This window comes from Enterobacter sp. 22499, from assembly GCF_052044815.1.
Taxonomy (GTDB): domain Bacteria; phylum Pseudomonadota; class Gammaproteobacteria; order Enterobacterales; family Enterobacteriaceae; genus Enterobacter; species Enterobacter bugandensis.
On record NZ_JBQENR010000005.1, the window covers coordinates 48,123 to 60,431 of the forward strand.

General features: G+C 63.1%; 9 protein-coding genes. 4 read left to right on the top strand and 5 right to left on the bottom strand.

Going from position 1 to position 12,309, the window contains the following annotated elements; translation table 11 throughout:
• Positions 1-3: 3 nt before the first annotated feature.
• The 5 genes from ACTJI7_RS15490 to ACTJI7_RS15510 form a co-directional block, all read right to left on the bottom strand.
• Positions 4-5,586: a trifunctional serine/threonine-protein kinase/ATP-binding protein/sensor histidine kinase gene (locus ACTJI7_RS15490; RefSeq protein ID WP_440670758.1), complete on the bottom strand. Its 5,583-nt coding sequence runs from the start codon at positions 5,584-5,586 to the stop codon at positions 4-6.
• Between the two features lie 9 nt (positions 5,587-5,595).
• Positions 5,596-5,976 (bottom strand): response regulator transcription factor, encoded by a 381-nt coding sequence (locus ACTJI7_RS15495; RefSeq protein WP_048960182.1) that lies wholly within the window; start codon positions 5,974-5,976, stop codon positions 5,596-5,598.
• A 23-nt stretch (positions 5,977-5,999) separates the two neighbouring features.
• Positions 6,000-6,260, bottom strand: coding sequence for a XapX domain-containing protein (locus ACTJI7_RS15500; RefSeq protein WP_028015363.1), 261 nt, complete (start codon positions 6,258-6,260; stop codon positions 6,000-6,002).
• Positions 6,257-6,478: a DUF1427 family protein gene (locus ACTJI7_RS15505; protein ID WP_028015362.1), complete on the bottom strand. Its 222-nt coding sequence runs from the start codon at positions 6,476-6,478 to the stop codon at positions 6,257-6,259. Before ACTJI7_RS15505 ends, ACTJI7_RS15500 begins: the two co-directional genes overlap by 4 nt.
• Before the next feature lie 61 nt (positions 6,479-6,539).
• Positions 6,540-7,226 carry a hydrolase gene (locus ACTJI7_RS15510; RefSeq protein WP_023331928.1) on the bottom strand — a complete coding sequence of 229 codons (687 nt, stop codon included), beginning with the start codon at positions 7,224-7,226 and terminating at the stop codon, positions 6,540-6,542.
• Positions 7,227-7,446: 220 nt separating this feature from the next.
• On the opposite strand from ACTJI7_RS15510, the gene ACTJI7_RS15515 reads away from it, so the two are divergent.
• The 4 genes from ACTJI7_RS15515 to ACTJI7_RS15530 are packed head-to-tail and all read left to right on the top strand — an operon-like array spanning position 7,447 to position 12,193.
• The gene (locus tag ACTJI7_RS15515) at positions 7,447-9,318 is read left to right on the top strand and encodes an amidohydrolase (RefSeq protein WP_063154873.1); all 1,872 of its coding nucleotides are present in this window, start codon (positions 7,447-7,449) and stop codon (positions 9,316-9,318) included.
• Positions 9,318-9,725 carry a DoxX family protein gene (locus ACTJI7_RS15520; protein ID WP_028015359.1) on the top strand — a complete coding sequence of 136 codons (408 nt, stop codon included), beginning with the start codon at positions 9,318-9,320 and terminating at the stop codon, positions 9,723-9,725. Before ACTJI7_RS15515 ends, ACTJI7_RS15520 begins: the two co-directional genes overlap by 1 nt.
• Positions 9,722-11,341: an MFS transporter gene (locus ACTJI7_RS15525; RefSeq protein WP_063154874.1), complete on the top strand. Its 1,620-nt coding sequence runs from the start codon at positions 9,722-9,724 to the stop codon at positions 11,339-11,341. Before ACTJI7_RS15520 ends, ACTJI7_RS15525 begins: the two co-directional genes overlap by 4 nt.
• Positions 11,342-11,371: 30 nt before the next feature.
• On the top strand, positions 11,372-12,193 hold the full coding sequence (locus tag ACTJI7_RS15530; protein WP_023293378.1) for an alpha/beta fold hydrolase: 822 nt from the start codon (positions 11,372-11,374) through the stop codon (positions 12,191-12,193).
• Positions 12,194-12,309 lie beyond the last annotated feature (116 nt).

Below are 12,309 nucleotides of genomic sequence, written 5' to 3' on the forward strand. Positions count from 1 at the left end.
CGTTTACCCTTCCTGCGCGGCCAGCGGCAGCGCGAAGGTAAACACCGTGCCGTGCGGCTCCCGGCGGCGCGCGCTCAGCTTTCCGCAGTGGCGCTCGATGATGCTGGCGCTGATGGTCAGCCCCATCCCCATCCCCTGCGGCTTGGTGGAGTAGAACGAGTCAAAAATCTGCTCCAGCCGTTCGGGCTCAATGCCGCTCCCGGTATCGGCGATCTCAACGATCACTTTCCCGTCCGCGTTGGCGGTGCTGAGGATGATGGTGCTGGCGCGATCCCTCACCTCGGCCATCGCTTCTACCGCATTCATCACCAGATTCAGCAGCACCTGCTGGATCTGCACGCTGTCCCCGGTGATAAAGCTGTCGCTGGCGTTCAACAGATAATCAACGCTAATGTGTCTCTGCTCCAGCTCGCTGCGCGAAAGCGTGATGATATGGTGGATCAGGTAGTGCATATCGATGCGCGAGAAGGTGGGATCCTGCTTACGCGTCAGGGACTGGATGCTGCGAATGATCTCCCCCGCCCGCGCGCCTTCCGCGGCGATCTCCTCCAGCCCTTCACGCACTTTATCCAGGCGGGCGGGCTCGCGGCTGAGCCAGCGCAGGCTCGCCCCGGCATTCGAGACGATGGACATCAGCGGCTGGTTGATCTCGTGGGCGATGGAGGAGGTCAGCTGCCCGACGGTGGTGGCGCGGGAAACGCGCGCCAGATCCGCCTGCGCCACCCGCATGGCATCTTCCGCGGCGCGCTGGCTGGTGATATCGGTAATGATGCCGTAGTACTCGTTCACCTCGCTGCCCACCCCCACCGGATCGCCAATTCCGAGGATGTAGCGCGTTGAGCCGTCGGTGCGCTTTATACGAAACTCCGCACGCATGGAGAGCCCGTCGCGCACGCTCTGGGTGACGATGGCGCTGATGCGGGCGTAATCGTCCTCGTGGACGAAGGTTAAAAACTCCGCCATGGAGATCATCTTTTGCTGGTCGGGCAGGCCGAGAATGCGAGCGTACTCTTCCGAGACAAACATCAGATCCTGCTCCAGCTCCCAGCGCCAGCTGCCGGTGTGGCTGATCTGCTCGCCCAGCATCAGCGAGGTCTGGCTGGCGCGCAGCTCTTTTTCCACCCGGCGGCGCTGAATATTCTCCGCCAGCAGCTCGGCGTAGAGCCGCGCCGTCTCCAGGGATACCGCTGCCTGCGCGCCCAGCAGGCTGACCACGCGCGAGTGCTCGGCGGTGAAGACCTCCGGCATCAGGCGGTTTTCCAGGTAGAGCACGCCCACCAGCCGCGCCTGTTTGAACATCGGGACGCACATCACCGCCGCCCCCGAGGTCACCAGATAAGGGTCCTGGCTGAAGGGATGAAACTCCTCCGGCTTGCCGGTGCGGATCTCCTGCCCGGTGCGGATCACCGCAGCCAGCACCGACAGCGGCATGTCAGTCGCCATCGGCACATCTTTCAGGATCCGCACCCGCACGCCGTCGGTGCTGGTCCAGGCGCTGGCCTCGATCTCCGGGATCAGGTTATCGCTCACGCGAAGCAGCAGGCCGCGCTGCGCCCCGGCGCGTTCGAGCAGGATGGTCATCAGGTTTTCAATCAGGCGCTCAAGATTGATCTCTTCCGACAGCGCGCGGGAAGCCTTGATCACGCTCTGCAGATCGCGGATCGTCTCGTTCTGAGCAAACGCCACCGTGTCGTAGGCGCTGGCCTGCCCGGAGGCCAGCAGGTGCGGGAAATCCTGCTCCAGCTGGCGCACCTTGGCCTGCGCGCCCGCGCGGCCCCAGGCGGCAATCGAGCCGCGGAAGTGCGCGTCTGATGCGGTCGGGTAGCCGCAGGCCAGCGCAAAGCGGCCCGCCAGCTCGTGGGCCAGGGCGTTAATCGGGTTAAAGCCACCCTCGCGGGAGAGCCGGACCGCCTTCTCATACTGCTCAAGCGCAATGCTGTTCATCCCGTCCAGACGGACAATTTCGGCGTAGATCAGCGCCTCTTTATCCGCGAACGTGCCGGGATTAATGCGCGCCCAGAGGGCGATTTTGTCGTAGTGAGCGTGAATGCTGCGGCGGTGATTCGCCGAAAATGTCTCCGGCGTCAGCTGACGTGAGAGCGCCAGCGCGCTGTAGAGATGGTAATCCAGCAGATGGATGTGGCCCGGCGCAGACCACGCGTACCAGCCCGCCATCTCAAGATCCGCCTGCGCGTCGGTATACTCGCCGCAGGTAAAGTGCGCCATGCCGCGGTAGAGCCAGTACCAGAACAGCATGGTGGAGGTCTGCTCCGGGGCCTGCTCCGGCGACGCGGGAAGCAGCTCCTCGGGCAGCGCCTGCGACGCGGTCCAGGTGCCGATCGTCGGCGTGCGCAAAAACTCCACGAAGGTGCGCTGGAGCATCAATATGGTCTCCACGTCCTGGAAGTGGGTTTTACGTACAAACGCCAGGCCGCGATCGATGCTGGTCAACACTCCGTCCAGGTGATCGCCCCGTGAGAGGAAGTTAATGACCTGATGGCAGGCGGCAAAGCAGGCCACCGTCATATCGCCGTGGGTAACGGCGGCGGTGAAGCAGGCTTTTGCGCACTCGATGGTGAACGACAGCGGCTGGGTCCAGACGCTGAGCTGGTCGAGGGGCAGCAGGGTTTTGGCTTCAAACGCGTCGTAGCCGTGGCGGTTCACCAGCTCGCGGGCCAGGGTGCCGTACTGGAACCCGAGGCGGTACTCGGCGTAGCGCTGGCCAATCAGCACGCCAAACCAGGCCATCGCCGTGGTGGAGGCGCCAGTGATGCCGTGGTCGAGGGTCAGGTGCATCATGCGGCAGAGCAGCAAAAAATGCAGGCGCGGGCAGATGAAGCTGGCGCAAATGCTGGCGCTGTAGAGCAGGTTCATCACCGCTTCGGTTTCCGGGTTATCCATTCGCGACAGCTGGGCAAAAAGGTTTTGCGGCGCGTCGGCCGTGCGGTTGCAGAAGTGTTCCCAGGCCTCGTCGCAGTCGGCATCTTCCGGGTGGCGGCCAATCTGAATACCGAAAATCCCCAGCCAGCAGAGCGCCGCCTCCAGCGCCAGACGGCTGTCCGACTGGCGAATGTACACCTCCACCAGCAGGTTGGCCGCCAGCGCCTTTTCGGTCAGCCCGCCGGGACAGCCGAGGATGGCGTCACACAACTCGCGGGTGCGCTCCAGGTGCCCCAGAGCAAACTCGCAGCCCGCCTCTTCGATATCAAGCATAAAGTCTGACACCGTTCCGGCGTTGCCCAGCGCTCTGGCGGTCTGGATATAGCTGAGCGCCGATGGATAATCCCCCGAACGCTTTGCCCGTCGTGCGGCCAGCAGGCTCAGCTCGCGGAACATCTGGCGCTGCGGCGCGGGCTGGATGCAGTCCAGCGCAGCCGTGACGTGGTGAACGGCGCGAAACAGCAGTTCGTTCCCCGCGGCCTGACGCGCGGCATCGGCCAGCAGGCTGGCGGTGGTCAGGTGAAGATGGCTTTTCTCATGCTGATCCAGCATCGCAAAGGCCGCCTCCTGCACCCGGTCGTGGGTGAAGGCGTACTCTTTTTCCGTCAGCACAATGAGCTGGGCCATCACCGCCGGATGCAGCGCATAGCGCATTTCCGCCATCGACATGCTGACCACCCGGCAGATCATCTCCATCTCGCCCGTGCCGCCGAGGCAGGCGAGGCTGCCCAGCAGGCGGCGCGTCTCGTCGGGCAGCTCTTCGAGCTGCTCCAGCACCAGGGTAACGACGTTTTCGGTGTAGTGCCGGGCGCGGATCGCCTGCAGATCGTAGTGCCACTTATCCTGATATTTGTTGTGCACCACCAGCCCGTCATCCACGATGCGGCGGAAAAACTCGTGCACAAAGAGCGGGTTGCCCCCGGTTTTCTCGTGGATCAGCGTGGCGAGGTCGGTCGTCGCCGCGCTGCGGGCACGAAATATCGTCGCCAGCCAGCGCGCCACCGCCTTCACGGACAGCGCCTGCGGGACAATTTCAGTCGCGTTTTGCGCCGCCTCCGGCAGGCTCGCCAGCTGCTGTTGCAGCGTCGGTTCAGACAACGAACCGATATCGCGGTGGGCGACCACCAGCAGCAGCGGGATAGCGCCGCAGGTCACCAGCAGATGTTTCAGCGTATGCAGGCTGGCCGCGTCGCTCCACTGGAGATCGTCGAGCACCAGCACCAGCGGGCAGCCCTGAGAAGCAAAGGTTTTTACCAGCGCCAGCACCATATGGCTGAAGCGCGCCCGGGCATCAATGGAAAACGTATCCGCCGAGTAGCGCGGCTTGCTCTCAAGGAGCAGCCCCAGCTCGGGCACCAGGCTGACGGCCAGCGCTTCGTACCCCTCCAGGGCGCGCGACAGGCGAATTTTCCACTTCGCTACCTCTTCCGCGGGCAGCCCCAGCAGGTGCAGCGTCAGGGTGCGGAACGCGGAGCTTAATACGCCGTAGGGCAAAGACGGCGAGAACTGATCGACTTTCCCCACCGCCAGCAAAACCTGACGCTGCTGCAGCGTTTTAAGCGCCGTCGCGATGATGGACGATTTGCCAATCCCCGACGGCCCGCCGATTGTCACCAGCTCCGGCGCCAGGTTCTGCCCCACCCGCTCAAACGCGGCAATGACGTCATTCGCCTGCGGATGCGTCGCGAACAAGGAGTCCGCCAGATGGATCGCGGGAGTGCGGTCCTGCTGGCCGGGGATAAAGGCGACGATCTCGCCCTCGCAGGTCAGCGTCGCCTGGCAGCGGCGGAGGTCGGCAATCAGCCCGTCGACCGTCTGGTAGCGGTTATCGGGGTGCTTTTCCAGCAGCTTGAGGATGATGGTCGACAGCATCCCCGGCACGTCCGGGCGAATCTCGTCCGGGGCCAGCGGCTCCGAGGCAATATGGTAGTGCGCCCAGTTGGTTTGATCGTCCTCCCCCAACTCAAACGGCAGGCGTCCGGTCAGGAGTTCATACAGCACCATGCCGAGGCTGTAGAGATCGCTGCGGCCGTCAACGGGACGCCGGGTGCGGGTGGTGTGCTCCGGCGACATATACGCGGGCGTACCGCCTGAAACGGCAAGCCGGGTCTGGGAGAAGGCACCGGAGAGGCTACAGGAGAGGCCAAAGCTGCCCAGACGGCAGGTGGCATCGTGATGAACAAAAATCGCGCCGGGCTTGATATCGCCGTGGATCAGGTTTTGCAGGTGCATCTGGCGCAGGGGAACGCAGATCTGGATCGCCATCTCAATAAAGCGCGAGATCCCCGAGATCGCCCTGCCCGCGCGCCGCGCCAGCAGTTCAAACGCAAACGGCGCATACACCAGCGCGAAACGTCCACGGTACTGGGTGGAGGCAACGGCGCGGATGGCCCAGCTGTCCTGCAGCACGTCACGCAGCGCAAATTCGTTTTTTAGCAGCCGTGTGGCCCGCTCTTCCTCTTCGTCGCTCACCGCGGTGGCAATGATGAACGAGCCGCCTGAATGGGGATGGCGCGCGTGCATCCAGGCGATACCGCCCTCCTGCGCCAGCACGGTAAAAATCACATCCTCTTTAAGGACAAAAACCCGCCCCTGGTGAAGATTCCCCTGGGCGGGCCAGAATGCAGGCTGCTCGTGTTCGTTCATCCGCGATCCTTATCGTCGGCGGGCCAGCTCCCGCTGTATATGATCCAGCAGAATATCGATGTTAATGGGTTTACGCAAAAATGCAGCGGCGCCCAGGCTAAGAGCGTACCGCTGCATATTTTCATCAGCATGACCGGAGATAAAGATCACGGGCGGCGGGGGAACGGCCAGCAGCCGCAGCTTTTCAAACAGCTCCAGACCGCTCATGCCCCGCAGCTTGATATCGGCGATCACCAGCGCCGCGCCGGACAGGGCGAGCGGATGGCTCAGAAATACCTCTGCCGAATCAAACGTATCGGCGGCATACCCTTCCGACTCCAGGAGATTACTCAGCCCGCTGCGGACGGAACGTTCGTCATCAATGATGGCAATGCGCCACGGCAGCGTCATGCTGTCTTTCCTCAAAAAAATCATTAAACGTCGCGATCGTCCTTCGCGGGCGCGGGGGGCGCCGTGCCGCTGATTTTCGGCACGCATTCGTGACGAAACCAGGCGAGGGTAAACGGTTCGCGACTCAGTAAACGCCGTCCCACCGGGATGAGCTGTTCACCCACCAGCATGCCAAACAGGCCAAGCAGGGCGACAACCGGCGGTGCCGGGGAATGAACGTCGAGCAGGGCGTAAATTACCCCAGCAACCACGCCGCACACCAGCGAAATTATCCATGCTCTCATGACGTCGCTCCCGTCTGTGATTTCACCTGCGGAACCGTTACCTGAGGAGGCGGCGCGCCGTCGCGGGATAACAGATGGCGCGTCGCCTGTTCACCCGCCAGCATCCCCAGCAAGCCAATCAGCGCCAGCGCGGGCGGCGCGGGGGAGCGCACCTTCAGCACGGCATACATCAGGCCAATCAACACGCCTGCGGCAAGGGATATCAGCCCAGTACTCATTGTGAACTCCAGAGAAAGAGGCAGCGGCGAGCCGGATGAGGGACCAGCCCGCCAGCGGAACTTAGCGAGCCGGAACCGGCGCTAAGGTGCGGTGCTCGCTCTTCTGGCGAGACGGTGCTTTGTGCACCATGGTGTAGGCGTAATCCACGCCCATGCCGTACGCGCCGGAGTGTTCGCGCACGATATCCATCACTGCGGTGTAGGTCTCTTTACGCGCCCAGTCGCGCTGCCACTCCAGCATCACCTGCTGCCAGGTCACCGGGATCACGCCTGCCTGGATCATGCGCTGCATCGCGAAGTCGTGGGCTTCTTTGGAGGTGCCGCCGGACGCGTCCGCCACCATATAAATTTCGTAGTCGCCTTCCAGCATCGCGCACAGGGCAAAGCTGTTGTTGCACACTTCGGTCCACAGGCCGGCAACCACCACCTTCTTCTTGCCGTTAGCCTTCAGCGCGTCGCGCACCTTCTGGTCGTCCCAGGAGTTCATGGAGGTACGCTCCAGAATGTCCTGGCCCGGGAACACGTCCAGCAGCTCCGGATAGGTGTTACCGGAGAAGCTTTCTGTCTCAACGGTGGTGATGATGGTCGGGATGTTGAACACTTTGGCCGCTTTCGCCAGCGCCACGGTGTTGTTTTTCAGCACCTGGCGGTCAATAGACTGCACGCCAAACGCCATCTGTGGCTGGTGATCGATAAAGATGATCTGACAGTTCGCAGGGGTTAACACTTCGAGCTTTGAAGAGGTCATAGCATTTTCCAGTGGTTAAGGGTAGAAATCGCCGCGAGCGCCGCGACGATAAAGTCACCCTCATCCTGCGATTTTTCCGTCGCCGCGCGTAATTATCTCTTCGTATAGTTAACCTTAGGTATAGTTATACTTTGGTATACCTATCCTATTGTATAACTGGATCTTTGCCGAAACCGGTTCCCATAATCCTGACCATTCCCCCTCTCAGTCAGGAGCAGTTATGGTTACCCTCGGTAAAGCCGATCTTATTCTGGTTAACGGCCAGTTTCACACCGTCGATCGCGAGAACCCTGTCGCGGAAGCCGTTGCCGTGCGCGATGGAAAATTTCTGGAAGTGGGTACCGTCGCCGAGGTGATGCAGCACCATTGCGACGGCACTAAGGTGGTGGATTTGAAAGGCCACACCGCGATCCCCGGCCTGAACGACTCGCACCTGCACCTGATCCGCGGCGGGCTGAACTACAACCTCGAGCTGCGCTGGGAAGGCGTGCCGTCCCTGGCCGACGCCCTGCGGATGCTGAAAGAACAGGCTCTGCGCACCCCGTCGCCCCAGTGGGTGCGCGTGGTGGGCGGCTGGAGCGAGTTCCAGTTTGCCGAGCGCCGCATGCCGACGCTGGATGAGATTAACGACGCCGCGCCGGACACCCCTGTCTTCATCCTGCACCTGTACGACCGCGCCCTGCTCAACCGCGCCGCGCTGAAGGTGGTCGGCTACACCAAAGACACGCCTAACCCGCCGGGCGGCGAGATCCAGCGCGACGCCAACGGCAACCCGACCGGGATGCTGATCGCCCGTCCGAACGCCATGATCCTCTACGCCACGCTGGCGAAAGGGCCGAAGCTACCGCTGGAGCAGCAGGTTAACTCCACCCGTCAGTTTATGCGCGAGCTGAACCGTCTGGGGCTGACCAGCGCCATCGACGCGGGCGGCGGCTTCCAGAACTACCCGGAAGATTACGAGGTGATTGCCGAGCTGCACGAGAAAAAGCAGATGACCATCCGCATCGCCTATAACCTGTTTACCCAGCGTCCGGGCCACGAGCTGGAAGACTTTGAAAAATGGACCGACATGCTCACGCCGGGCCAGGGCAGCGACTTCTTCCGCCACAACGGCGCGGGCGAGATGCTGGTCTTCTCCGCCGCCGATTTTGAAGACTTCCTCGAGCCGCGCCCGGACCTCGCGCCGGGCATGGAGGACGAGCTGGAGCGCGTGGTGCGCCATCTGGTGGAGCACCGCTGGCCGTTCCGCCTGCACGCCACCTACAACGAATCCATCAGCCGCATGCTGGACGTGTTCGAGAAGGTGAACCGCGACATTCCGTTCAACGGCCTGCACTGGTTCTTCGACCATGCGGAAACCGTTACCCAGGCCAACATCGACCGCATCAAAGCGCTGGGCGGCGGCATTGCCGTCCAGCACCGCATGGCCTTCCAGGGGGAGTACTTTGCCGAGCGCTATGGCATCGAAGCTACCCGCCACACGCCGCCGGTGGCAAAAATGCTCGAGACCGGCGTGCCGGTGGGCTTAGGCACCGACGCCACCCGCGTGGCGAGCTATAACCCGTGGACCGCGCTCTACTGGCTGGTCTCCGGCCGCACCGTCGGCGGGATGCAGATGTACGATCACAGTGCCCGCCTGGACCGCGATACCGCCCTGATGCTCTGGACCCAGGGCAGCGCGTGGTTCTCCAGCGAGCAGAACCAAAAGGGGCAGATCAAGGTCGGCCAGCTCGCCGACCTGGCGGTGCTGAGCAAAGACTACTTCCGCGTGCCGGAAGAGGAGATCAAGGGCATCGAGTCCGTCCTGACGGTGGTCAACGGCGACATCGTCTACGCCGCAGGCAGCTTTGGCCCGCTCGCGCCACCGGCCATTCCGGTCCTGCCCGAGTGGTCTCCGGTGGTGAAGGTACCGGGCCACTACCGCAGCGCGCCGCCGCAGGTTACGCGCGTCGGCTTGAGTGTGGCTCACCACTGCAGCGGCCCGTGCGGGGTTCACAGCCACCAGCATGATTTCGCCCGCACGTCAGAGATGCCGGTGTCCGACGATAACGCTTTCTGGGGGGCGCTGGGCTGCAGCTGCTTTGCATTCTGATGAAAAACACTACTATGCCGCCTCGGGTCGACCTGGGGCTGTTCTTCCTGCGCCTCACCGGCAGCCTGCTGCTGCTCTACGTGCACGGCCTGCCGAAGGTGCTCCACTTCAGCGAAGAGCTGACGCGCATTGAAGATCCGTTCGGCTTCGGGCCTTACGCGAGCCTGATCCCGGCGATCGTCGCCGAGGTCATCTGCCCGCTGTTGATCATTGCGGGTGTCTACACCCGCCTGGCGTGTCTGCCGATTATCGCCGTGCTGCTGGTGGCGATGCTGGCGGTACACCCGGACTGGTCGATTGCCGAAGGGCAGTTTGGCTGGCTGCTGCTGATTATCTTCACCACTCTCGCCCTCACCGGGCCGGGCCAGTGGCGGCTGCAGCGTAAGGCGACGGAGAGGTTCGCATGACCCAGGTTAACGACGTTCGCGACGCACACGTTGAGACGACGCCCGCGCGGGCGGTTTCGCCCTGGCAGCCGCTGAGCCAGCCGGTGTTCCGCATGCTGTGGATCGCCACGGTGGTCTCTAACGTCGGCTCATGGATGAGCGACGTCGGCATCAACTGGAGCATGCTGACGCTCAGCGCCGACCCGCTGGATATCGCGCTGGTGCAGGCGGCGAGCAGCCTGCCGATGTTCCTCTTCGCCCTGCCGTCCGGGGTGATGGCGGACATCGTTGACCGGCGTAAATACCTGCTCTTCTCACAACTGTGGGTGTTCATCGCCGCCGCCGGGCTGACGGTGCTCTCCTTCACCGAACACGTCACCCCTACCGTTCTGCTGGTGGCGACGTTCCTGCTGAGCGTGGGCGCGGCGATGAGCTCGCCGCCGTTCCAGGCCGTGGTGCCCGATCTGGTGAGCAAGCCGGAGCTGGGTGCCGCCGTGGCGCTGAACTCGCTCGGGGTGAACATCAGCCGGGCGATTGGCCCCGCGCTGGGCGGTTTTCTGCTTTCGCTCGCCGGGCCGTGGATGGTGTTTGCCCTGAACGCGCTGTCCGTGGTGGGCGTAGCGTGGGTGCTGTGGCGCTGGCGTCCGGCGCCATCCGTGCAGCGCCTGCCGCCGGAGCACTTCTTCTCCGCGGTGCGCTCCGGCATTCGCTACGTGCACGCCGCGCCGGTGCTGCGCAACGTGCTGGTGCGCACCGTGGCCTTCTTCGTTTTCGGCAGCGCGGGCTGGGCACTGCTGCCGCTGGTGGCGCGCCGCGAGCTGGGCTTAGGCCCGGCAGGCTACGGCGTGATGCTGGCGTGCATTGGCCTGGGCGCCATTGCCGGGGCGATCCTGCTGCCGCGCCTGCGCCAGCGGCTGAACGCCGATCGGCTGATGGTGGCCGCGAGTCTGGTTTTTGCCCTCACCATGCTGGCGCTGGCGTTCGTGCGCCACGTCTGGCTGCTCAACCTGTTTGAGTTCTTCACCGGCTTTGCGTGGATTGCGGTGCTCTCCACCCTCAACCTCGGCGCACAGCGCAGCGCCGCCCGCTGGGTAAAGGCCCGGGCGCTGGCGGTTTATCTGACGGTCTTTTTCGGCTCGATGACCACGGGTAGCGCCATCTGGGGGCAGATCGCCTCGCAGTTTGGCACCCCGACCTCGCTGGTGGTCGCCACGCTGGGGATGGTGCTGGCAAGCGCAACGGTGTTCCGCTGGAAGCTAGAGAAAGATCCTGATTTAAACCTCGACCTGAGCGGCCAGCCGCTGGACGGTGTGGAGATTGAGCTGCCGAACGAGCGCGGCCCGGTGCTGGTGTCGCACGAGTACATCATCGACCCGCAGAACGCGAAAGCCTTCCTGGAGGCGGTACACGAGCTGCGCCGGGTGCGCCGCCGCGCCGGGGCGATGAGCTGGGCGGTGTACGAGGATATTGAGCGCCCCGGTCTGTTTATCGAGACCTTCCTGATGGGCTCGTGGATTGAGCATTTGCGCCAGCAGGAGCGCCACACCATGAATGACCTCCTGCTGCAGAGCCGCGTTCTGGCTTTTCATCAGGGCACAACATCACCGGCAATTCGCTATCTGGTCGCGCCGGTATAACCATAACCATCACCTGTACAGGAACACACTATGGCAACGTTTAAGGCAAAAGACGGCACGCAGATTTACTACAAAGACTGCGGCGCGGGCAAACCGGTTCTCTTCAGCCACGGTTGGCCGCTGGACGGCGACATGTGGGATAGCCAGTTGAACTACCTGGCGGAGCGCGGCTTCCGCGCCATCGCCTTTGACCGTCGCGGCTTTGGCCGCTCGGATCAGCCGTGGAACGGCTACGACTACGATACCTTTGCGTCCGACATTAACGACCTGATCACCACCCTGGACCTCCAGGACGTGACGCTGGTGGGCTTCTCCATGGGCGGCGGCGACGTGACCCGCTACATCAACAACTACGGCAGCGCGCGCGTGGCCGGTCTGGCGCTGCTGGGCGCGGTCACGCCGATCTTCGGTAAATCCGACTCCTTCCCGCAGGGTGTGGATCAGAGCGTGTTCGACGGTATTCGCGACGGACTGCGTAAAGATCGCGCCCAGTTCATCAGCGACTTCGCGACGCCGTTCTACGGCATCAACGCCGGGCAGACCGTCTCTGCCGGTGCCCTGACCCAGACGCTGAACATCGCTCTGCTGGCATCCCTGAAGGGCACCATCGACTGCGTGACCGCCTTCGGCGAAACCGACTTCCGCCCGGATATGGCGAAAATCGACGTGCCGACGCTGGTGATCCACGGCAGCAACGACCAGATCGTGCCGTTTGAAAGCACCGGCAAGCTGGCGGCGGAGATGATCAAAAACGCCACGCTGAAGGTGTACGACAACGCCCCGCACGGCTTCGCGCTGACCCACCAGGATCAGCTCAACGAAGATCTGCTGGCGTTTGTGAAGTCGCTGTAAGTCTGAGGGCTGACGCCAATGGCGACAGCCCCCTTATCACCTCAACCCACCTGAACAAGCAGTGACACTATTCAGATTAATCCTATAAAATACTGACCTTTACCGCCTTTACCCGA

Coding starts and splice junctions, on each gene's coding strand:
- ACTJI7_RS15490 (WP_440670758.1), bottom strand. CDS start 5,586: ATGAACGAACACGAGCAGCCTGCATTCTGGCCCGCCCAGGGGAATCTT.
- ACTJI7_RS15495 (WP_048960182.1), bottom strand. CDS start 5,976: ATGACGCTGCCGTGGCGCATTGCCATCATTGATGACGAACGTTCCGTC.
- ACTJI7_RS15500 (WP_028015363.1), bottom strand. CDS start 6,260: ATGAGAGCATGGATAATTTCGCTGGTGTGCGGCGTGGTTGCTGGGGTA.
- ACTJI7_RS15505 (WP_028015362.1), bottom strand. CDS start 6,478: ATGAGTACTGGGCTGATATCCCTTGCCGCAGGCGTGTTGATTGGCCTG.
- ACTJI7_RS15510 (WP_023331928.1), bottom strand. CDS start 7,226: ATGACCTCTTCAAAGCTCGAAGTGTTAACCCCTGCGAACTGTCAGATC.
- ACTJI7_RS15515 (WP_063154873.1), top strand. CDS start 7,447: ATGGTTACCCTCGGTAAAGCCGATCTTATTCTGGTTAACGGCCAGTTT.
- ACTJI7_RS15520 (WP_028015359.1), top strand. CDS start 9,318: ATGAAAAACACTACTATGCCGCCTCGGGTCGACCTGGGGCTGTTCTTC.
- ACTJI7_RS15525 (WP_063154874.1), top strand. CDS start 9,722: ATGACCCAGGTTAACGACGTTCGCGACGCACACGTTGAGACGACGCCC.
- ACTJI7_RS15530 (WP_023293378.1), top strand. CDS start 11,372: ATGGCAACGTTTAAGGCAAAAGACGGCACGCAGATTTACTACAAAGAC.